The 22,816-nt window shown below is 42.4% G+C and carries 18 protein-coding genes; 14 read left to right on the forward strand and 4 right to left on the reverse strand.

All coding sequences use genetic code 11. The annotated features are described in order from the left end of the window. Positions 1 to 83: 83 nt before the first annotated feature. The 6 genes from pbp1b to N8L39_RS07585 all read left to right on the forward strand — a co-directional run bounded on the left by pbp1b (position 84) and on the right by N8L39_RS07585 (position 6,898). Complete coding sequence (gene pbp1b, locus N8L39_RS07560; protein WP_261010579.1) at positions 84 to 2,567, forward strand: penicillin-binding protein PBP1B; 2,484 nt, start codon at positions 84 to 86, stop codon at positions 2,565 to 2,567. Between the two features lie 82 nt (positions 2,568 to 2,649). Beyond that, a complete protein-coding gene (locus tag N8L39_RS07565; RefSeq protein WP_261010580.1) occupies positions 2,650 to 3,561 on the forward strand; it encodes a DMT family transporter in 912 nt (303 codons plus the stop codon). A 228-nt stretch (positions 3,562 to 3,789) separates the two neighbouring features. Beyond that, positions 3,790 to 4,488, forward strand: coding sequence for a 2,3,4,5-tetrahydropyridine-2,6-dicarboxylate N-acetyltransferase (gene dapD / locus N8L39_RS07570; RefSeq protein ID WP_000127460.1), 699 nt, complete (start codon positions 3,790 to 3,792; stop codon positions 4,486 to 4,488). A 67-nt stretch (positions 4,489 to 4,555) separates the two neighbouring features. Beyond that, positions 4,556 to 5,686, forward strand: a complete 1,131-nt coding sequence (locus N8L39_RS07575; RefSeq protein WP_261010581.1) for an N-acetyldiaminopimelate deacetylase — start codon at positions 4,556 to 4,558, stop codon at positions 5,684 to 5,686. Positions 5,687 to 5,697: 11 nt separating this feature from the next. Next, positions 5,698 to 6,237: a 5-formyltetrahydrofolate cyclo-ligase gene (locus N8L39_RS07580; RefSeq protein WP_261010582.1), complete on the forward strand. Its 540-nt coding sequence runs from the start codon at positions 5,698 to 5,700 to the stop codon at positions 6,235 to 6,237. Next, on the forward strand, positions 6,221 to 6,898 hold the full coding sequence (locus N8L39_RS07585) for a rhomboid family intramembrane serine protease (protein ID WP_261010583.1): 678 nt from the start codon (positions 6,221 to 6,223) through the stop codon (positions 6,896 to 6,898). The genes N8L39_RS07580 and N8L39_RS07585 overlap by 17 nt, the downstream gene beginning before the upstream one ends. Positions 6,899 to 6,964: 66 nt before the next feature. Here the strand turns inward: N8L39_RS07585 and galU are convergent, their stop codons facing one another. From galU to argS, 4 genes are all read right to left on the reverse strand, one after another. Then, positions 6,965 to 7,864: a UTP--glucose-1-phosphate uridylyltransferase GalU gene (gene galU, locus N8L39_RS07590; protein WP_125456749.1), complete on the reverse strand. Its 900-nt coding sequence runs from the start codon at positions 7,862 to 7,864 to the stop codon at positions 6,965 to 6,967. Positions 7,865 to 7,885: 21 nt separating this feature from the next. Beyond that, entirely contained in the window at positions 7,886 to 8,902 is a 1,017-nt protein-coding gene (locus N8L39_RS07595; RefSeq protein WP_020903403.1) for an NAD(P)H-dependent glycerol-3-phosphate dehydrogenase, read from the reverse strand. 168 nt (positions 8,903 to 9,070) lie between these two features. After that, complete coding sequence (locus tag N8L39_RS07600; protein WP_060806196.1) at positions 9,071 to 9,316, reverse strand: hypothetical protein; 246 nt, start codon at positions 9,314 to 9,316, stop codon at positions 9,071 to 9,073. Between the two features lie 377 nt (positions 9,317 to 9,693). Continuing rightward, positions 9,694 to 11,385, reverse strand: coding sequence for an arginine--tRNA ligase (gene argS / locus N8L39_RS07605; protein WP_261010584.1), 1,692 nt, complete (start codon positions 11,383 to 11,385; stop codon positions 9,694 to 9,696). Between the two features lie 135 nt (positions 11,386 to 11,520). Here argS and argR point away from each other — a divergent pair, with 135 nt between their 5' ends. The 8 genes from argR to N8L39_RS07645 all read left to right on the forward strand — a co-directional run bounded on the left by argR (position 11,521) and on the right by N8L39_RS07645 (position 22,661). Continuing rightward, entirely contained in the window at positions 11,521 to 11,967 is a 447-nt protein-coding gene (gene argR, locus N8L39_RS07610; protein ID WP_001231476.1) for an arginine repressor, read from the forward strand. A 50-nt stretch (positions 11,968 to 12,017) separates the two neighbouring features. Further along, entirely contained in the window at positions 12,018 to 14,552 is a 2,535-nt protein-coding gene (mutS, locus tag N8L39_RS07615; RefSeq protein WP_261010585.1) for a DNA mismatch repair protein MutS, read from the forward strand. A 146-nt stretch (positions 14,553 to 14,698) separates the two neighbouring features. Beyond that, a complete protein-coding gene (patA, locus tag N8L39_RS07620) occupies positions 14,699 to 16,405 on the forward strand; it encodes a multidrug efflux ABC transporter subunit PatA (RefSeq protein WP_261010586.1) in 1,707 nt (568 codons plus the stop codon). A gap of 1 nt (position 16,406) precedes the next feature. After that, positions 16,407 to 18,173 carry a multidrug efflux ABC transporter subunit PatB gene (gene patB, locus N8L39_RS07625; protein ID WP_261010587.1) on the forward strand — a complete coding sequence of 589 codons (1,767 nt, stop codon included), beginning with the start codon at positions 16,407 to 16,409 and terminating at the stop codon, positions 18,171 to 18,173. Between the two features lie 243 nt (positions 18,174 to 18,416). After that, positions 18,417 to 19,106, forward strand: coding sequence for a gamma-glutamyl-gamma-aminobutyrate hydrolase family protein (locus N8L39_RS07630; protein ID WP_033687443.1), 690 nt, complete (start codon positions 18,417 to 18,419; stop codon positions 19,104 to 19,106). A 169-nt stretch (positions 19,107 to 19,275) separates the two neighbouring features. Continuing rightward, a complete protein-coding gene (locus tag N8L39_RS07635) occupies positions 19,276 to 20,625 on the forward strand; it encodes a glucose-6-phosphate isomerase (protein ID WP_000018268.1) in 1,350 nt (449 codons plus the stop codon). A 127-nt stretch (positions 20,626 to 20,752) separates the two neighbouring features. Next, on the forward strand, positions 20,753 to 22,213 hold the full coding sequence (gene gltX, locus N8L39_RS07640) for a glutamate--tRNA ligase (RefSeq protein ID WP_261010588.1): 1,461 nt from the start codon (positions 20,753 to 20,755) through the stop codon (positions 22,211 to 22,213). Between the two features lie 13 nt (positions 22,214 to 22,226). After that, complete coding sequence (locus tag N8L39_RS07645) at positions 22,227 to 22,661, forward strand: cytidine deaminase family protein (protein ID WP_261010589.1); 435 nt, start codon at positions 22,227 to 22,229, stop codon at positions 22,659 to 22,661. The last annotated feature ends 155 nt before the right edge of the window (positions 22,662 to 22,816 follow it).

The following is a 22,816-nucleotide window of genomic DNA, read 5'->3' on the forward strand; positions in this document are numbered from 1 at the left end:
ATAGCCTAGTAGAATAGGGAAGAAAGTGGCTATTTTATTGAAAGTTTACCTTTTATGGTATAATAGATAGAGTGAGGAAATCCATGCAAAATCAATTAAATGAATTAAAACAAAAAATGCTGGAATTTTTCCAGCTAGTAAAATCAAAACTAAATCATAAAAAATCAGAGAAAGTCTCAAAAGAGAAGAAGTCGGATGCGACAGGTGGGAAAATTTTGCCTATCTTAGGTAGCATTTTAGCTGCCATCAAGGGGATTTTGAATACGCTCTTTATTCTAGGCTTCATCGGTGGGCTTTTTGGTGCCGGTGTAGCACTTGGTTATGGGGTTGCTTTGTTTGACAAGGCCAAGGTTCCCCAAGCGGAGGATTTGGTCAAGCAGGTTAAAAATATTTCTTCCATCTCAGAAATTGTTTACGCAGATGGGAGTGTCATTGCTTCTATCGAGAGTGATCTACTGAGAACTTCTGTTTCATCTGAGGAAATATCAGACAATCTCAAAAAGGCTATCGTTGCTACTGAGGACGAACATTTTCTTGAACATAATGGGGTTGTGCCAAAAGCTGTGATTCGGGCGACTTTGGGAACCTTTGCAGGTTTGGGCTCATCTAGCGGGGGCTCGACCTTGACCCAACAGCTAATCAAACAACAAGTGGTTGGAGATGCTCCGACTTTGGCTCGTAAGGCTACAGAAATTGTTGATGCCCTTGCCTTGGAACGCAGCATGAGTAAGGATGAAATCTTGACTACTTATCTCAATGTTGCTCCCTTTGGTCGAAATCATAAAGGACAGAATATTGCAGGTGCCCAGCAAGCTGCTAAAGGGATTTTCGGTATCGATGCCAACAAGCTGAGTATTCCCCAAGCTGCCTTCTTAGCAGGTTTGCCACAGAGTCCGATTACTTATTCCCCTTATGAAAATACTGGAGAGTTAAAGAGTGATGAAGACTTAGAACTTGGTTTGAAACGGGCCAAGGGAGTTCTCTATAACATGTATCGTACGGGTGCTTTAACTAAGGAAGAGTACGACCAGTACAAGGATTATAATATAAAACAAGACTTCTTGCCATCGGGAACTGTCAATGCTGTTTCAAGAGATTACCTTTACTTTACGGCTATGTCTGAAGCGACAGATCGGATGTATGATTATTTAGTTCAACAGGACAACGTCTCTAGTCAGGAGTTGAAAAAGGAAGCGATTCAAAAGGCCTATCATGAGCGAGCTGAGCAGGAACTAAGTAACGGTGGCTATAAAATCACGACAACAATCAATAAAAAAATCCATACTGCCATGCAAAATGCAGTTGCTAACTACGGTCGTTTGGTAGATGATGCGACTGGGCAGCCTGAAGTAGGGAATGTTTTGATGGACAATAAAACGGGGGCTGTTCTAGGCTTTGTTGGTGGTCGTAATTACCAAATAAACCAAAACAATCACGCCTTTGACACTAAGCGCTCGCCAGCCTCTACAACCAAGCCTTTATTGGCCTACGGTATTGCCATTGACCAAGGCTTGATGGGTAGCGCTAGTATCTTGTCCAATTATCCGACAAAATTCTCTAATGGCAATCCTATCATGTATGTAAATAGTCCAGGTACAGGCATGATGACTTTGGGTGAAGCCTTGAACTATTCGTGGAATATCCCAGCCTATTGGACCTATCGAATGCTGCGTGAGAAGGGTGTGGATGTCAAGAGTTACATGGAGAAAATGGGTTACGAGATTCCGGAGTACGGTATCGAAAGTCTGCCTATGGGTGGTGGGATTGAGGTCACAGTTGCCCAGCATACCAATGGTTATCAAACAATTGCTAATAACGGTGTTTACCATCAGAAACATGTGATTTCTAAGATTGAATCACCTGACGGTAGGGTAATCTATGAATTCCAAGACAAACCAGTTCAAGTGTACTCGAAGGCAACGGCAACAATTATGCAGAGTTTGCTTCGTGAGGTGATTTCATCTCGGATCACTTCAAGTTTCCAAACGGATTTGGCTTCCATCAATTCAAGCTTAGCTCGTGCAGACTGGATTGGTAAGACTGGTACAACTAATGAAGATGAAAATATGTGGCTCATGCTGTCAACACCAAGATTGACTCTAGGTGGTTGGCTAGGGCATGATGATAACCGCCCAATGGCTAAGGGGGCTGGGCATTATCGAAATGCCAAATATATGGCTTACTTGGTCAACGCTATCCAACAGGCTGAGCCTGGTGTTTGGGGCAATGAACGCTTTAATCTTGATTCTAGTGTGACCCAGTCTCAGGTCCTCAGATCTACAGGGCAGAAGCCTGGCAAAGTATCCGTTAATGGAAAAACAGTTGATCTTTCAGGTTCTACTGTAACGAGCTATTGGGCTAATAAAGCGGGAGCTCCTACAACAAGCTATCACTTTGCTATTGGAGGAAGTGAAGCAGATTACCAAAATGCTTGGTCAAGTATCGTTAGCACATTGCCAACTCCTTCTAGCTCAAGTACTAGTTCGAATAGCAGTTCAAGTAGTAGTTCTAACAATAGTAGCAATTCAAGCGATACTAAACCTTCTTCTTCAAGGGCGAGACGATAAGTTCTTTAAACTTTTCTAAATGAAGTGGCTAATCAATGGATTGCCACTTTTTTCTTTTTTCCTTTCGTGTTACAATAAAGGTATGAATCAGTATCAGAAAAAGATTGTTAAAGGAACTATTTATTCGCTCCTATCCGGCTTAATATGGGGAATTTGTGGGATTCTAGGAGAGTATTTCTTTACTCATTATCAAGTGTCCTCTGGCTGGATTACCTCTATGCGTTTGACACTGGCAGGGAGTCTTGTGCTCATTTGGTCTGCAATACAATTAAAATCGCAAGTGCTAGATATTTGGCGAGATAAGAAAAATTACCTACCCTTTTTAGCCTATGCTATTTTGGGGATTTTTTCAGTTCAGTATTTTTTCTATCTCTGTGTAGAATACTCAAATGCAGCGACAGCAACTATTTTACAGTTTATCAGTCCTGTCTTTATCCTCTTTTACAATCGTTTGGTTTATCAAAAACGAGCGTCAAAAAGCGCTATTTTCTATGTTTTGGTTGCCATGCTGGGTGTTTGCCTGATGGCGACAAAGGGGGATCTCTCTCAGTTATCCATGACACCGCTAGCTCTTATAACAGGTCTGCTGAGTGCCATGGGGGTCATGTTTAATGTTATCTTGCCCCAACCTTTCGCGAAGCGCTATGGTTTTGTACCCACGGTTGGGTGGGGGATGATTTTGGCCGGTTTATTTAGCAATGTCCTTTCGCCAGTGTATCAGCTTTCCTTTACTCTTGATATTTGGAGTATCTTGATTTGCCTCATTATCGCTTTTTTCGGGACGGCTTTTGCCTTTTTTATTTCCATGAAGGCTGTGTCCTTGGTTTCTCCTTTGGTGGTTTCCGTTATTAGTGCCAGTGAACCTCTCTCTTCTGCCCTTTTGAGTGTTTTATTTTTAGGTTTAGTAGTGGATTGGTCCCTTCTTCTAGCTATGGCCTTAATTATTTTACCTATGATTTTCCTATCGATAGAAGAAGCGAAAGAAAGTAAATAAAAAGTCTTTTCTTAATTCTAAAAGTGTGCTATACTAGAATAGTCAATAAAACACGGGGAGATAGTTGTTAAGAGTGTTTTTAGGTTGTATCGGTAGGGGCTTGCTTTTACCGACAGCACGTTTTATCTCACATCCCTAAAAATCATACCTAAAAACAAACAAAAAGGCTTCAAATTTGAGGCCTTTTTTGGTAGAATAGGTATCATTAAAATGAACTAGGAGACTCCTATGACTGCTACAAAAATGAACGCTCAAGAAATTATTCAATTTATCGCTAATGCTGAAAAGAAAACCAGTGTTAAAGTAACCTTTGAGGGACAACTTGCAACTGCTGTACCAAGCTCTGTTGTCAAACTAGGAAATGTTCTATTCGGAGACTGGAAAGATGTGGCTCCGCTTCTCGATGGTTTGGTAGAAAATCAAGACTATGTTGTTGAGCAAGATGCTCGTAATTCCGCAGTTCCTTTGCTAGACAAACGTGCTATCAATGCTCGTATTGAGCCGGGTGCCATTATCCGTGACCAGGTTGAAATTGGTGACAATGCTGTTATCATGATGGGAGCAGTCATCAATATCGGTGCTGAAATCGGTGCAGGGACCATGATTGATATGGGTGCTATCCTTGGTGGCCGTGCTATCGTTGGGAAAAACAGCCACGTTGGTGCAGGTGCAGTTTTGGCAGGTGTGATTGAGCCAGCTAGCGCTGAACCAGTCCGTGTTGGAGACAATGTTCTTATCGGTGCCAACGCAGTGGTTATCGAAGGAGTCCAAATCGGTAGTGGTTCAGTTGTCGCAGCAGGAGCTATTGTTACCCAAGATGTCCCAGAAAACGTGGTGGTAGCAGGTGTTCCAGCTCGTATTATCAAAGAGATTGATGCCCAAACCCAACAAAAAACAGCGCTAGAGGATGCGCTTCGTACCTTGTAATTGTAAAAGAAAAATAGAGGCGGAACCCTTCTTCCAGCCTCTTTCTGCTATATCGGAGGATAGATAGATGTTAGATTTGATTCAGACTAGACGAGATTTGCACCAGATTCCAGAGATTGGCTTGGAGGAGTTCAAGACTCAAGCTTATCTGCTGGATGTGATTGAGAAATTGACTGCGGGCAAGGATTTTGCTCAAGTTCGAACTTGGCGGACAGGGATTTTGGTTTACTTGCAGGGAAGTCAGCCAGAGCGTACCATTGGTTGGCGAACAGACATTGATGGCCTGCCTATCGTGGAACAAACAGGCCTTCCTTTCGCTTCTCAGCACCAAGGCCGCATGCATGCTTGTGGACATGATTTTCATATGACTATTGCCTTGGGCTGTCTAGAGCGCGCCCTTGAAGAGCAACCCAAGAACAATCTGCTCTTTCTGTTTCAGCCTGCTGAAGAAAATGAAGCTGGTGGCATGCTCATGTATGAGGATGGTGCTTTTGGAAACTGGTTGCCAGACCAGTTTTATGGCCTCCATGTCCGTCCAGATTTAAAAGTCGGCCAGATTGCGACCAATACTCATACACTCTTTGCAGGGACTTGTGAGGTGAAGATTCGTTTCAAAGGTAAAGGTGGCCACGCAGCCTTTCCACATGAAGCTAATGACGCCTTGGTGGCGGCTAGTTACTTTGTGACCCAGGTGCAGTCAGTTGTCAGCCGCAATGTCAACCCAATCGAGGGAGCGGTGGTGACCTTTGGAGTTTTCCAAGCCGGAACCACCAACAATGTCATCACAGACACAGCCTTTTTACATGGAACTATTCGGGCCTTGACTCAGGACATGAGTCTCTTGGTACAAAAGCGGGTCAAAACAGTTGCAGAAGGAGTTGCAGCAGCCTTCGATATGGAAGTCGAAGTGGAACTCAAGCAAGGTGGTTATCTGCCTGTTGAGAACAATCCAGCCTTGGCTCATGAACTGATGGATTTCTTTGAAGAAAAAGACGGAATTGAGTTGATTGATATCGAACCTGCTATGACAGGTGAAGACTTTGGTTATCTCCTTTCAAAAGTTGATGGCGTTATGTTCTGGCTAGGTATTGATAGTCCCTATGCCCTTCATCACCCTCAGATGAGTCCTAAGGAAGAAGCATTAGCTATTGGGGTGGATGCGGTCTTTAGTTTCCTGAAAAAGAAGGCAGCAGAATAGAGGGGTTGTCCATGAAATCGGAATTACGTAAGCAAGTCTTACAAGAAATGAAGGCTTTACCTCGAGAGCAAAAACAGTTTATAGACCAAACTTTAACTGAGCGACTTTTACAACACCCCTTTTACCAAGAAGCCGAGGTCATCGCAACCTATCTTTCTTTTTCTCATGAGTTTCAAACGCAGGAACTGATTGAGCAGGCGCTGAAGGACGGCAAGAAGGTTCTGATACCCAAAACCTATCCCAAGGGGCGCATGGACTTTGTGGTCTATGATCCACAGCAGTTGGTAAAAACTTCCTTTGGATTACTGGAACCACAGGGAGATTTGGAAGTAGTGGATGCTTCTCAGATTGATTTGATTCATGTTCCTGGTCTGGCTTTTACGACGGAAGGATATCGGATTGGATACGGTGGAGGTTATTATGACCGCTATCTGGAACATTTTTCTGGTCATACTTTGAGTACGGTTTATCCTTGTCAAATTCAGGACTTTATCTCTGAAAATCATGATATTCCTGTTCAGGAGGTACTGATTGATGAAGGAAATCTTTGATAGACGTTACCCTGTGACGAGTTTCTTTCTCTTAGTGACGGCCTTGGTATTTCTACTAATGTTGGTGAGCACAGGCGGAAACTTTGACAGGGCAGACACATTATTTCGATTTGGAGCTATGTATGGACCAGCTATTCGCCTCTTTCCTGAGCAGATTTGGCGTCTCTTTTCTGCCATTTTTGTTCATATTGGGTGGGAGCATTTCATTGTTAATATGCTTTCGCTCTATTATCTTGGTAGGCAAGTAGAGGAAATTTTCGGATCCAAGAAGTTTTGCTTTCTCTATCTTTTATCTGGAATGATGGGCAATCTCTTTGTTTTTGTATTTAGTCCCAAATCCTTAGCAGCAGGAGCCTCTACCTCTCTCTATGGGCTATTTGCTGCGATTATCATTCTTCGCTATGCCACTCGCAACCCCTATATCCAACAGCTAGGTCAATCTTATCTGACACTTTTTGTGATTAACATTATTGGAAGTGTTCTGATTCCAGGAATCAGCCTAGCAGGCCATATCGGAGGTGCAGTCGGTGGAGCATTTCTAGCAATTATCTTTCCAGTTCAAGGAGAAAGACGGATGTATAGCGCTAGTCAGAGACTGGTAGCGTTAGTGTTGTTCGTAGGACTCGCAGTCTTGCTTCTCTACAAGGGAATGGGAATATGACGAAGTTGAAAGAAAATTTATGTAATGAAAAAAGATAAGGCATTTTTTGAACCTTATCTTTTTATTTTATTCCTTCTCAGCCAATTCTTTTCCCAGTTGGATGAGGTAATCTTTCAAGTCATCTTTGACTTGTGGGTGTTTGAGGGCATAGTCAATAGATGTTTTCACAAAGCCAAACTTATCCCCAACGTCGTAACGAGCTCCTGTAAATTCACGGGCGAAAACACGTTGTGTTTTATTAAGCGTATCAATAGCGTCGGTAAGCTGGATTTCATTTCCAGCACCGGGAGCTTGATTTTCGAGGATCTCAAAAATTTCTGGTGTGAGCAGGTAACGTCCAATGATTGCCAAATCACTTGGAGCATCTTCTGGAGCTGGTTTTTCAACGAAAGTTTCGACACTGTAGAGACCATTAATCCCTTCTCCCTGAGGAGCTATAACTCCATATGCTGAAACTTCTTCATGAGGGACAGGCATAACAGCGATTGTTGATGCGTGAGTCGTTTCGTAATCATTCATCAATTGTTTTGTCAAAGGAACAGCGTGGTCATCTGTGATATCCATTAGGTCGTCACCCAGCATGACAACGAAGGGCTCATTCCCTACAAAAGCTTTTGCTTGTAAGACAGCATCGCCAAGACCACGAGGATGGCTTTGACGGATAAAGTGAAGGCGAATGCCAGTTGTTTCGTCTACCAATTTTAACAAGTCATGTTTGCCTTTTTCTTTGAGGTTGTACTCAAGCTCAAAGTTTGAGTCAAAGTGGTCTTCAATAGAACGTTTTGATTTACCAGTGACAACCAGAATATCTTCAATACCTGATTTAAGAGCTTCTTCGACGATAAATTGGATAGTTGGTTTGTCCACAATTGGCAACATTTCTTTAGCAAGTGCTTTGGTTGCTGGTAAAAATCGAGTTCCAAGTCCAGCGGCAGGGATGACTGCCTTTCTAACTTTTGATGTCATAAGAATCCTTTCTCTAGAGGGTTAAGACCACTCATTTTCTGCTTTAAATTCATTGTTCATGATGTCATAAATGGCATCTTTGATATTGGTTCCGTGGTAAATAACTTGGTAAATGGCTTGTGTAATTGGCATATAGACTCCAAGTTCTTGCGCTAGTTCATAGGCTGCTCGAGTCGTTGAAATTCCTTCAATCACCATGCCCATATTGGCTTCAATATCAGCTAGAGATTCTCCACGACCAAGAGCATCTCCGGCTCTCCAGTTACGAGAGTGGATGGAGGTTCCCGTTACGATCAAGTCTCCTACACCAGACAAGCCACTATAGGTCAATGGACTGGCCCCGAGTGCTACTCCTAGGCGGGTAATTTCTGCCAAGCCTCGAGCGATGATGGCTGCCTTGGCATTGTCACCAAATCCCAAACCATGTAAGGCTCCGGCACCGACAGCAATAATATTTTTAAGAGCACCAGCAGTTTCAACTCCAATAACATCCGTATTGGTATAAAGTCGGAAGTAGTGATTACTAAAGAGTTCTTGAACGTATTGAGCTGTTTGTAAATCTTTAGAAGCAGCAGTGATTAAAGTCAGGTCACGTACAATGGTTTCTTCTGCATGACTAGGTCCTGAAACAACGACAATATCACTGCGGAGATGTTCAGGAATTTCTTCTTCAAGGATGGTTGATAATCGTTTATGGCTATCAGGCTCTAATCCCTTTGATGCGTGCATGATGATAGCCTTATGGTCTAAGGTTTTTGCAACTTGTTGGGCAACAAGTCGTGTCACTTTTGTTGGGACAACAAACAAAATCGCATCTACATCTTTTAATGCCTCTGCTAAGTCGGTGTAGGCAATGATATTTTCATCTAGAACGACATCTTTAAAGTAGTGCTTGTTAGTATGATAGGTATTAATTTCATTGATTTGCTCGGGCAGATTTCCCCAAATACGTACCTCGTGTCCATTGTCATTTAAGACTTGTGAAAGGGCAGTTCCCCAAGAACCAGGCCCCAAGACGGCGACGGTTTGTTTTTCCATGTTTTCCTCCTTGATAGAGTTCTCTTTTTATTTTATCACATTCTAGGGGATTTTGCACTTGCATTGCTGGGGAGTGGTAGCTTTGTTACTTGAAAAATATACAAAAACAGAGCCTAAGTATTAAACTCTCAGGCTCGGTTTTTATATTCCTTAAAAGAATAGCTCGGTTTATTTCAATTGATCTGTAATGTCTTTTGATAGCAACATTCCCAGATGATAAGTTTTATTGATGTAAGCAATGACATCATTGATATTTTCAGTCGTGTGAATTTTCTCTTTGATGTCAGCCCTAAATGTTTCATCCTTTAAAAGTTGTTCTTGGTAGAGTTTTTGCAGTCTCTCCTTCTCGTACTTATTGAGCAGAAAAAGGAACACCAAGCTAATCACAACGAGGATATAAGCATATTGGCTCATAGGAAATCTCCCTGTATGATAAAGAAGTAGTAGTGAATAAATTGATTCAGTGGGCCTAAAATAGGCGAATCAGTCAGCAAAACTTGATAAGATTTTTGATAGACCTCAAAACCAAAATCCGTATAGGATTTGGTCTTAGTTACTTAGACTGCTTTACAATCAAGTAATTAAAAGATTACGACATGAGCCTAACCCAATCGATATTATTTGGTTAGATGAATTAGTAAAGCGTTTAGACAAGCGTCTCTGATTACGACGTCATGTTCTCTAAATCGATTATATTTAGAGAACATGACTAGTGAAGCAGTTAGCTAGTCCGCATATAAGCGGCTAGCGTCTAACAATTAGGAACTTTAGTTCCAATTGTTAGTACTGAATCACATCTTCTCTGGCGCTTCTACTCCAAGCAAGCGAAGGGCTTCTTTGAGAACGACTGCGGTTGCGTAGCTGAGGGCTAGACGGCTGTCGCGTTCTGGACTTTCATCCAAGATACGTGTATGTGCATAATATTTGTTAAAGGCTTGAGCCAGGCTAATTGCAAATTTAGCAATGATAGAAGGTTCAAAGTTATCCGCCGCACGGTTGATAATACGAGGGAAGTCTTGGATGAGCTTGATGATTTCCCAGCTTTCAGTATCATTCAAGCTATAGTTGCCAGCTGTTTCTGGTTTGAAATCCGCTTTGCGTAAGATAGATTGGATACGAGCGTAGGCGTATTGAACATAAGGTCCAGTTTCACCCTCGAAGGATACCATAGCCTCTAAGTCGAAGTCGTATCCATTTGTACGGTCGGTTTTGAGGTCATAGAATTTAATGGCTCCAACCCCAACAGCATGTGCTACCTGGTCTTTGTTTTCTAGTTCAGGATTTTTAGCCTCGATTTGGGCTTTGGCACGACTAACGGCCTCTGCAACAGTAGGCTCTAGCAAGATAACATTCCCTTTACGAGTAGAGAGTTTTTTCCCTTCTTTTGTAACCAAACCAAAAGGAACATGAGTAATGTCTTCACTCCAGTCGTAGCCCATTTCTTTCAAGACAGCTTTGAGCTGTTTAAAGTGGGCAGATTGTTCTTGACCAACGACGTAGATAGATTTAGCAAATTGGTATTCGTTTTTACGGTAAAGGGCTGCAGCCAAGTCACGTGTGATGTAGAGAGTTGCTCCATCAGATTTCTTGATGAGGGCTGGATGTTCAATTCCGTATTTCTCAAGATTCACAACTTGGGCACCTTCTGATTCAACAAGAAGGCCTTTTTCAGAAAGAATATCTACAACTGCATCCATCTTATCGTTGTAGAAGGCTTCTCCGTTGTAGCTGTCAAATTTGACTTGCAATTCATTGTAAAGGCGGTTAAATTCCACCAAACTTTCATCACGGAACCATTGCCAAAGAGCGAGAGCTTCCTCGTCTCCATTTTCAAGTTTACGGAACCATTCGCGTGCTTCTTCATCCAAGCTAGGGTCATTTTCAGCCTCAGCGTTGATGCGGACATAGAGTTTAAGAAGTTCGTCGATTGGATGAGCTTTTACAGCTTCTTCGTCGCCCCATTTTTTGTAGGCAACAATCAACATCCCAAACTGTTTCCCCCAGTCTCCCAAGTGGTTGACCTTGACTGTTTGATAACCGATTTTTTGGAAAATATGTGACAAGCTATCTCCGATAACAGTTGAGCGCAGGTGACCAATAGAAAATGGTTTAGCGATATTGGGACTAGACATATCGATAACAACATTTTCTTGTTTACCAATATTTTGGTCAGCATAGTGTTCTTTTTCAGTGATAACAGCTTGCAATACTTGAGCTGAAATGGCAGATTTATCAAGGAAAAAATTGACGTAAGGTCCTGTTGCAACAACCTTTTCAAAGGCTTGGCTGTTAATTTTTTCAGCCAGTTCAGCAGCAATCATTTGAGGTGCTTTACGTTCGACTTTTGCAAGAGAAAAAGCAGGGAAAGCGATGTCTCCCATTTCTGAATTTTTAGGGGTTTCCAGTAAATTTAAAATAGCCTCTTGGTCCAGGCTATCAATGATGCTAGCCAACTCGCTAGCAATCAATTCTTTTGTATTCATTAAGAGCTCCTTTTTGGACTTTTCTACTATTTTATCACAATTTTAAAGAAAGAAGAAAAAATTTTTGAAATCTCCTATTTTTTTGGTATAATATAGTTATAAAATTAGTTATAAATATGCATATAAGAGGATTTTATGAGAAAAAGAGATCGTCATCAGTTAATAAAAAAAATGATTACTGAGGAGAAATTAAGTACACAAAAAGAAATTCAAGATCGGTTGGAGGCACACAATGTCTTTGTGACGCAGACAACCTTATCTCGTGATTTGCGCGAAATCGGCTTGACCAAGGTCAAGAAAAATGATATGGTGTATTATGTACTAGCAAATGAGACAGAAAAGATTGATTTGGTGGAATTTTTGTCTCATCATTTAGAAGGCGTTGCAAGAGCAGAGTTTACCTTGGTACTTCATACCAAATTGGGAGAAGCCTCTGTTTTGGCAAATATTGTAGATGCAAACAAGGATGAATGGATTTTAGGAACAGTTGCTGGTGCCAATACCTTATTGGTCATTTGTCGAGACCAGCACGTTGCCAAACTCATGGAAGATCGTTTGCTAGATTTGATGAAAGATAAGTAAGGTCTTGGGAGTTGCTCTCAAGACTTATTTTTGACAAGGAGAGACTGAAAATGGCGACAGAAAAGCTATCACCCGGCATGCAACAGTATGTGGATATTAAAAAGCAATATCCAGATGCTTTTTTGCTCTTTCGGATGGGTGATTTTTATGAATTATTTTATGAGGATGCGGTCAATGCTGCGCAGATTCTGGAAATTTCTTTAACGAGTCGTAACAAGAATGCCGACAATCCGATTCCTATGGCGGGTGTTCCCTATCATTCTGCCCAACAGTATATCGATGTCTTGATTGAGCAGGGCTATAAGGTAGCCATTGCTGAACAGATGGAAGATCCTAAACAGGCAGTTGGGGTTGTGAAACGAGAGGTTGTTCAGGTCATTACGCCAGGGACAGTGGTCGACAGTAGTAAGCCGGACAGTCAGAACAATTTCTTGGTTGCCATAGACCGTGATGGCAGTCAATTTGGCCTCTCTTATATGGACCTAGTGACGGGTGATTTTTATGTGACAGGTCTTTTGGATTTCACGCTGGTTTGTGGGGAAATCCGTAATCTCAAGGCGCGAGAAGTGGTGCTGGGCTATGACTTATCTGAGGAAGAAGAACAAATCCTTAGTCGTCAGATGAATCTGGTACTTTCCTATGAAAAAGAAGGCTTTGAAGACCTTCATTTACTGGATTCACGACTGGCAGCTGTGGAGCAAGCGGCATCTAGTAAATTGCTCCAATATGTTCATCGGACCCAGATGCGGGAGTTGAACCACCTCAAGCCTGTTATCCGCTATGAAATCAAGGATTTCTTGCAGATGGATTATGCGACCAAGGCTAGTCTGGATTTGGTTGAGAATGCCCGTTCAGGCAAGAAGCAAGGTAGTCTTTTCTGGCTTTTGGATGAAACCAAAACTGCTATGGGAATGCGTCTCTTGCGGTCTTGGATTCATCGCCCCTTGATTGATAAGGAACGAATTATCCAACGTCAAGAAGTGGTGCAGGTCTTTCTCGACCATTTCTTTGAGCGTAGTGATTTGACAGACAGTCTCAAGGGTGTTTATGATATCGAACGCTTGGCTAGTCGTGTTTCTTTTGGCAAAACCAATCCCAAGGATCTCTTGCAGTTGGCGACCACCTTGTCCAGTGTGCCACGGATTCGTGCGATTTTAGAAGGAATGGAGCAACCTGCTCTAGCCTATCTCATCGAACAGCTGGATGGAATCCCTGAGTTGGAGAGCTTGATTAGCGCAGCGATTGCTCCTGAAGCTCCTCATGTGATTACGGAAGGTGGTATTATCCGCACTGGATTTGATGAGACTTTAGACAAGTACCGTCGCGTTCTCAGAGAAGGGACTAGCTGGATTGCTGAGATTGAGGCTAAGGAGCGAGAAAATTCTGGTATCAGCACGCTTAAGATTGACTACAATAAAAAGGATGGCTACTATTTTCATGTGACCAATTCGCAACTGGGAAATGTTCCAGCCCACTTTTTCCGCAAGGCGACGCTGAAAAACTCAGAACGTTTTGGAACCGAAGAATTAGCCCGTATCGAGGGAGATATGCTGGAGGCGCGTGAGAAGTCAGCCAATCTCGAATACGAAATTTTTATGCGTATTCGTGAGGAAGTCAGCAAGTATATCCAGCGTTTGCAGGCTCTAGCTCAAGGAATTGCGACAGTTGATGTCTTACAGAGTCTGGCGGTTGTGGCTGAAACCCAGCATTTGATTCGGCCAGAGTTCGGAGAGGATTCGCGAATTGATATCCAGAAAGGGCGCCATGCTGTCGTTGAAAAGGTTATGGGGGCTCAGACCTATATTCCCAATACGATTCAGATGGCAGAAGATACCAGTATTCAACTGATTACAGGGCCCAACATGAGCGGAAAGTCAACCTATATGCGTCAGTTAGCCATGACGGCGGTTATGGCCCAGATGGGGTCTTATGTGCCAGCAGAAAGCGCCCATTTACCGATTTTTGATGCGATTTTTACCCGTATCGGAGCAGCAGATGACTTGGTTTCAGGTCAATCAACCTTCATGGTAGAGATGATGGAGGCTAACAATGCCATTTCGCATGCGACTAAGAACTCTCTCATTCTCTTCGATGAATTGGGACGAGGAACTGCAACTTATGATGGTATGGCTCTCGCTCAGTCTATCATTGAATACATCCATGAGCATATCGGAGCTAAGACCCTCTTTGCGACCCACTACCATGAGTTGACTAGTCTGGAGTCCAGCTTGGAACACTTGGTCAATGTCCACGTGGCAACTTTGGAGCAGGATGGGCAGGTTACCTTCCTTCACAAGATTGAACCAGGACCAGCCGATAAATCCTACGGTATCCATGTTGCCAAGATTGCTGGCTTGCCAGCAGATCTTTTAGTAAGGGCGGATAAGATTTTGACTCAGTTAGAGAATCAAGGGACAGAAAGTACTGCTCCTATGAAACAAACAAGTACTGTCTCAGAACAAATTTCACTCTTTGATACACCCGAAGAGCATCCTATCCTAGCAGAATTAGCTAAGCTGGATGTTTACAATATGACACCTATGCAGGCTATGAATGTTTTGGTTGAGTTAAAACAAAAACTATAACACCAAGACTCACTAGTTAATCTAGCTGTATCAAGGAGACTTCTTTGACAATCCTCCACTTTTTTGCTAGAATAACATCACACAAACAGAATGAGAAGGAGCTGACGCATTGTCGCTCCCTTTTGTCTATTTTTTAAGGAGAAAGTATGCTGATTCAGAAAATAAAAACCTACAAGTGGCAGGCCTTGGCCTCGCTCCTGATGACAGGCTTGATGGTTGCTAGTTCACTTCTGCAACCGCGTTATCTGCAGGAAGTGTTAGACGCCCTCCTTGCTGGAAAATATGAAGCTATTTATAGTATCGGGACTTGGTTGATTGGTGTGGCCGTGGTCGGTCTAGTTGCTGGTGGGCTCAATGTTGTTCTCGCAGCCTATATTGCCCAAGGAGTTTCATCCGACCTTCGGGAGGACGCCTTCCGTAAAATCCAAACCTTTTCTTATGCCAATATTGAACAATTTAATGCGGGAAATCTAGTCGTTCGCATGACAAATGATATCAACCAGATTCAGAACGTCGTCATGATGACCTTTCAAATTCTTTTCAGACTTCCTCTCTTGTTCATCGGTTCGTTTATCTTGGCGGTTCAAACCCTACCTTCTCTGTGGTGGGTGATTGTTCTCATGGTGATCTTAATTTTTGGTTTGACTGCTGTCATGATGGGGATGATGGGTCCTCGTTTTGCCAAGTTTCAAACCCTTCTTGAGCGCATCAATGCCATTGCAAAGGAAAATCTGCGCGGTGTTCGTGTGGTCAAGTCCTTTGTCCAAGAAAAAGAGCAGTTTGCTAAGTTTACGGAGGTTTCAGACGAGCTTCTCGGTCAAAATCTTTACATCGGTTATGCCTTTTCAGTAGTGGAACCTTTCATGATGTTGGTCGGTTATGGGGCGGTATTCCTCTCTATTTGGCTAGTTGCAGGGATGGTTCAGTCGGATCCGTCAGTTGTTGGCTCCATTGCTTCCTTTGTCAATTACCTAAGCCAGATTATCTTTACCATTGTCATGGTTGGATTTTTGGGAAATTCTGTCAGTCGCGCCATGATTTCTATGCGTCGTATTCGAGAAATTCTTGACGCAGAGCCAGCCATGACCTTCAAGGATGTCCCAGATGAAGAGTTGGTCGGAAGTCTTAGCTTTGAAAATGTGACCTTTACCTATCCAATGGATAAGGAACCGATGCTGAAAGATGTGAGCTTTACTATTGAACCTGGTCAGATGGTTGGTGTAGTTGGAGCGACTGGTGCAGGAAAATCAACCTTGGCTCAATTGATTCCACGTCTCTTTGACCCGCAGGAAGGGGCTATCAAAATCGGAGGCAAGGATATTCGAGAAGTGAGTGAAGGGACCTTGCGTAAAGCTGTCTCTATCGTTCTCCAACGTGCCATTCTCTTTAGTGGAACGATTGCAGATAACCTGAGACAGGGCAAAGGAGATGCTACTCTATTTGAAATGGAGCGCGCAGCCAATATTGCCCAGGCTAGTGAATTCATTCATCGTATGGAGAAAACCTTTGAAAGTCCGGTTGAGGAACGGGGAACCAATTTCTCTGGTGGGCAAAAACAAAGGATGTCGATTGCGCGTGGGATTGTCAGCAATCCACGTATTCTGATTTTTGATGATTCGACCTCGGCTTTGGATGCCAAGTCAGAGCGCCTAGTGCAAGAAGCCTTGAATAAGGACTTGAAGGGAACAACAACCATTATCATCGCGCAAAAGATTAGCTCGGTTGTTCATGCAGATAAAATCTTGGTTCTAAATCAAGGGCGATTGATTGGTCAAGGCACGCATGCAGACTTGGTTGCCAACAATGCCGTTTACCGTGAAATCTATGAAACGCAGAAAGGAAAGGAGGAGTAATATGAAGACAGTTCAATTTTTTTGGAATTATTTTAAAGTCTATAAGCTATCATTTGTAGTTGTTATCCTGATGATTGTTCTGGCAACTCTTGCCCAAGCCCTCTTTCCGGTATTTTCTGGACAAGCAGTAACGCAGCTAGCTAATTTAGTTCAAGCTTATCAAGATGGCAATCCAGAACTTGTTTGGCAAAGTCTATCAGGAATCATGGTCAATCTTGGCCTGCTGGTTTTGGTTCTATTTATCTCTAGTGTGATATACATGTGTCTCATGACGCGCGTGATTGCAGAGTCGACCAACGAGATGCGCAAAGGCCTCTTCGGTAAGCTTGCTCGCTTGACGGTTTCTTTCTTTGACCGCCGACAAGATGGCGATATCTTGTCTCGTTTTACCAGTGATTTGGATAATATCCTTCAAGCCTTTAACGAAAGCTTGATTCAGGTCATGAGCAATATTGTTTTATACATTGGTCTGATTCTTGTCATGTTTTCGAGAAATGTGACGCTGGCCCTCATCACCATTGCCAGCACACCAGTGGCTTTCCTCATGCTGATTTTCATCGTGAAAATGGCACGCAAATACACCAACCTCCAGCAAAAAGAGGTAGGGAAACTCAACGCCTATATGGACGAGAGTATCTCAGGTCAGAAAGCTGTCATTGTCCAAGGAATTCAAGAGGATATGATGGCAGGATTTCTTGAGCAAAATGAGCGCGTGCGCAAGGCAACCTTTAAAGGAAGAATGTTCTCAGGAATTCTTTTCCCTGTCATGAATGGGATGAGTCTGGTCAACACAGCCATCGTCATCTTTGCTGGTTCAGCTGTACTTTTGAATGATAAGTCTATTGAAACAAGTACAGCCCTAGGTTTGATTGTTATGTTTGCCCAATTTTCACAGCAGTACTACCAGCCTATTATTCAAGTTGCGGCAAGTTGGGGAAGCCTTCAGTTAGCCTTTACAGGTGCTGAACGGATTCAGGAAATGTTTGATGCAGAGGAAGAAATCCGACCTAAAAATGCTCCAACCTTCACTCAGTTGCAAGAAGGTGTTGAAATTAGTCATATTGATTTTTCATACTTGCCTGATAAACCTATTTTGAAAGATGTCAGCATTTCTGCCCCTAAAGGCCAGATGACAGCGGTTGTTGGTCCGACTGGGTCAGGAAAAACCACTATTATGAACCTCATCAATCGCTTTTATGATGTTGATGCTGGCGGTATTTATTTTGATGACAAAGACATTCGTGACTATGATTTGGATAGTCTCAGAAGCAAGGTGGGAATTGTCTTGCAAGATTCAGTCTTATTTAGTGGAACCATTCGAGACAATATCCGTTTTGGTGTGCCAGATGCTAGTCAAGAAATGGTTGAGGCAGCAGCCAAGGCAACTCATATTCATGACTATATCGAAAGCTTGCCTGATAAATACGACACGCTTATCGATGATGACCAGAGCATCTTCTCAACAGGGCAAAAGCAATTGATTTCTATCGCTCGAACCCTGATGACGGATCCAGAAGTTCTCATTCTCGATGAAGCCACTTCAAACGTAGATACGGTGACAGAAAGTAAGATTCAGCATGCCATGGAGGCGGTTGTAGCAGGCAGAACTAGTTTTGTCATTGCCCACCGTTTGAAGACCATCCTCAATGCTGATCAGATTATTGTTCTCAAAGATGGCGAAGTCATTGAACGCGGTAACCACCATGAACTTTTGAAACTAGGTGGCTTCTATTCAGAACTCTATCACAATCAATTTGTTTTCGAATAAGAAAGAAGTTGTCCTATGTGGGCAGCTTTTTCTTGTCCATAAAAAATTTTTATCACAGCCTTAAAAAAAACATATTAGACGAAAGGCGTTTTGAGTGATATGATAGGACTATCGTTATACTCAATGAAAATCAAAGAGCAAACTAGGAAGCTAGCCACAAGCTGTACTTGAGTACGGTAAGGCGACGCTGACGTGGTTTGAAGAGATTTTCGAAGAGTATTAACATTCGAAAGGAGAGACATCATGACTAGAACGGTTGTAGGAGTTGCTGCAAATCTATGTCCCGTAGACGCAGAAGGCAAAAACATTCATTCATCTGTATCTTGTAGATTCGCAGAGAGCATTCGTCAAGTCGGTGGTCTCCCTTTAGTCATTCCTGTTGGTGATGAGTCAGTTGTACGCGATTATGTGGAAATGATTGACAAACTCATTTTGACAGGAGGCCAAAATGTTCATCCTCAGTTTTATGGAGAGAAAAAGACCATCGAGAGTGATGATTACAATCTAGTCCGTGACGAATTTGAATTGGCCCTCTTGAAAGAAGCGCTTCGTCAGAATAAACCAATTATGGCAATCTGTCGCGGTGTTCAACTTGTCAATGTTGCCTTTGGTGGAACGCTCAATCAAGAAATTGAAGGTCACTGGCAAGGACTACCTTTCGGAACATCTCACTCTATTGAGACAGTGGAGGGAAGCGTGGTTGCTAAGCTATTTGGGAAAGAAAGTCAGGTCAACTCCGTCCATCGTCAAAGTATTAAAGATTTGGCACCTAATTTCCGTGTAACTGCTATTGATCCAAGAGACCAGACCATCGAAGCGATTGAGTCTATCGATGAGCACCGCATTATCGGTTTGCAGTGGCATCCAGAGTTTCTGGTTAATGAAGAAGATGGCAATTTAGAATTATTTGAGTATTTATTGAATGAACTGTAACGACTGGGACATCTGGTCGTTCTTTATTTTATTTTTTCAAAATTTTTGGAATGCGGTATTTTTACGCAAACGTTTGAATTCTGATAAAAATTGGAGAAATTCGACAAAAAACTTGAAAAAAACGAAGGTAAGCGTTATGATAGAAAAGAAGAAATATTGGAGGAATAACATGTCACATATTAAATTTGATTATTCAAAAGTTTTAGACAAATTTGTTGCACCACATGAAGTGGAGTACATGCAATCACAAGTAACAGCAGCAGATGAATTGATCCGTAAAGGAACTGGTGCTGGTAGCGACTTCTTGGGATGGTTGGATCTTCCTGAAAACTACGACCGTGAAGAATTTGACCGTATCTTGAAAGCTGCTGAGCAAATCAAATCAGACAGCGATGTCTTGGTTGTGATCGGTATCGGTGGATCTTACCTTGGTGCCAAAGCAGCAATCGACTTCTTGAACCACCACTTTGCTAACTTGCAAACAAAAGAAGAACGCAAAGCTCCACAAATCCTTTACGCAGGAAACTCAATCTCATCTACTTACCTTGCTGACTTGGTAGAGTACGTAGCTGATAAAGACTTCTCAGTAAACGTGATTTCTAAATCAGGTACAACAACTGAACCAGCTATCGCTTTCCGTGTCTTCAAAGAACTTTTGGTTAAGAAATACGGTCAAGAAGAAGCCAACAAACGTATCTATGCCACAACTGACCGCCAAAAGGGTGCTGTTAAGGTTGAAGCAGACGCTAACGGTTGGGAAACATTCGTGGTTCCAGATGATATCGGTGGACGCTTCTCAGTATTGACAGCCGTTGGTTTGCTTCCAATCGCAGCATCAGGAGCTGACATTAAAGCCCTTATGGAAGGTGCGAACGCAGCTCGCAAAGACTACACTTCAGATAAAATCTCTGAAAACGAAGCTTACCAATATGCAGCAGTTCGTAACATCCTTTACCGTAAAGGCTATGCAACAGAAATCTTGGTAAACTACGAGCCATCACTTCAATACTTCTCAGAATGGTGGAAACAATTGGCTGGTGAATCAGAAGGAAAAGATCAAAAAGGTATCTACCCAACTTCAGCCAACTTCTCAACTGACTTGCACTCATTGGGTCAATTTATCCAAGAAGGAACTCGTATCATGTTTGAAACAGTTGTTCGTGTTGACAAACCTCGTAAGAACGTGATTATCCCTAGCTTGGAAGAAGACCTTGACGGACTTGGTTACCTTCAAGGAAAAGACGTTGACTTTGTAAACAAAAAAGCGACTGACGGTGTTCTTCTTGCCCACACAGATGGTGATGTACCAAACATGTACGTGACTCTTCCAGAGCAAGATGCTTTCACTCTTGGTTACACAATCTACTTCTTCGAATTGGCTATCGCTCTTTCAGGTTACTTGAATGCTATCAACCCATTTGACCAACCAGGTGTTGAAGCTTACAAACGTAACATGTTTGCCCTTCTTGGAAAACCAGGATTTGAAGAATTAAGCAAAGAACTTAACGCACGTCTATAATAGAAGAAAAGAGTGGTTTGTCCACTCTTTTTACTCTCTTTATCCATAGAAATTGGACTCAGCCAAGACTTGTGATATAATATAGAGAGCAAAAAGGCAGACGCCTAGAGACTTTATAGGAGAAACTATGTCAAAAGATATCCGCGTACGTTACGCACCAAGTCCAACAGGACTACTACACATCGGGAATGCCCGTACAGCATTGTTCAACTACCTTTACGCACGTCATCATGGTGGAACTTTTATTATTCGTATAGAAGATACTGACCGTAAACGTCATGTCGAGGATGGTGAACGTTCACAGCTTGAAAACCTTCGTTGGTTAGGTATGGATTGGGATGAAAGCCCAGAAACACATGAAAATTACCGCCAGTCTGAGCGTTTGGACTTGTATCAAAAATTCATCGACCAATTGTTAGCTGAAGGAAAAGCCTACAAATCTTACGTTACAGAAGAAGAGTTGGCAGCTGAACGCGAACGCCAAGAAGCAGCCGGCGAAACACCACGCTACATCAATGAATACCTTGGTATGAGTGAAGAAGAAAAAGCAGCTTACATCGCAGAACGTGAAGCAGCAGGGATCATCCCAACAGTTCGCTTGGCGGTCAACGAGTCAGGTATCTACAAGTGGCATGATATGGTCAAAGGCGATATCGAATTTGAAGGTGGCAATATCGGTGGTGACTGGGTTATCCAAAAGAAAGATGGTTACCCAACATACAACTTTGCCGTTGTCATTGATGACCATGATATGCAGATTTCTCACGTAATCCGTGGAGACGACCACATTGCTAATACACCAAAACAGCTCATGGTCTATGAAGCACTTGGTTGGGAAGCTCCAGAGTTTGGTCACATGACCTTGATTATCAACTCTGAAACTGGTAAGAAGTTATCTAAACGTGATACTAATACACTTCAATTTATCGAAGATTACCGAAAGAAAGGTTACCTTCCAGAAGCGGTCTTTAACTTTATTGCTCTTCTTGGTTGGAATCCAGGTGGCGAAGATGAAATCTTCTCTCGTGAAGAACTCATTAAACTTTTCGATGAAAACCGCCTGAGCAAGTCTCCAGCAGCCTTTGACCAGAAAAAACTAGACTGGATGAGCAATGACTATATCAAGAATGCAGATCTAGAAACGATCTTTGAAATGGCAAAACCATTCTTAGAGGAAGCGGGCCGTTTAACTGACAAGTCTGAAAAATTAGTTGAGCTCTATAAACCACAAATGAAATCAGTAGATGAGATTATCCCATTGACAGATCTTTTCTTCTCAGATTTCCCAGAATTGACAGAAGCAGAGCGTGAAGTCATGGCGGGGGAAACAGTCCCAACAGTTCTTGAAGCCTTCAAAGCAAAACTTGAAGCGATGACAGATGATGAATTTGTGACAGAAAATATCTTCCCACAAATCAAAGCTGTTCAAAAAGAAACAGGTATCAAAGGGAAAAATCTCTTCATGCCAATTCGCATCGCAGTTTCAGGTGAAATGCATGGACCAGAATTGCCAGATACGATCTTCTTGTTAGGCCGTGAAAAATCAATCCAGCATATCGAAAATATGTTAAAGGAAATCTCTAAATAAGAAGGGTACAATAATGGACATCTGGGAAAAGATGTACGAAGAAGCACAGAAATTGTATAATCCACATGAAGTATCTGATTTTGTTTACGCTAACCATGTTGTGGCCGCAGTAGAAGCAGAAGATGGACAAATATTTACAGGTTTCTGTATGGAGGGAACTTGTGGTGTTTTCCATCTCTGCGCAGAGCGGGCGGCTCTCTTCAATATGTACCAATTTTCAGGACAAACTAAGGTTAAAAAAGTATTAGCCTTTCGAGACAAACCACCTTATGGTGGAAGTTCAGGTATGCCTTGTGGCGCTTGCAGAGAATTCTTCTTAGAGTTGAACGCTGAAAATAAGGATGCAGAATTTATGATGGACTACGATACAAGAAAGACGGTGAAAGTCGCAGAACTAATCCCATATTGGTGGGGAGAAGAACGTGCTTCTAAGTTTAATAATCAATAGAAGAGTCAGTATAATGCTGACTCTTTTTACTTAATTTGAAAAAAATAGAAAAAGTAGTTGACAAGTCTGAAAAAGTCTGTATAATAGTAAGAGTTGAAAATAACAGCTCAGGTCCGTTGGTCAAGGGGTTAAGACACCGCCTTTTCACGGCGGTA

The sequence above is a fragment of the Streptococcus mitis genome, assembly GCF_946190285.1.
Classification (GTDB): Bacteria; Bacillota; Bacilli; order Lactobacillales; family Streptococcaceae; genus Streptococcus; species Streptococcus mitis_CP.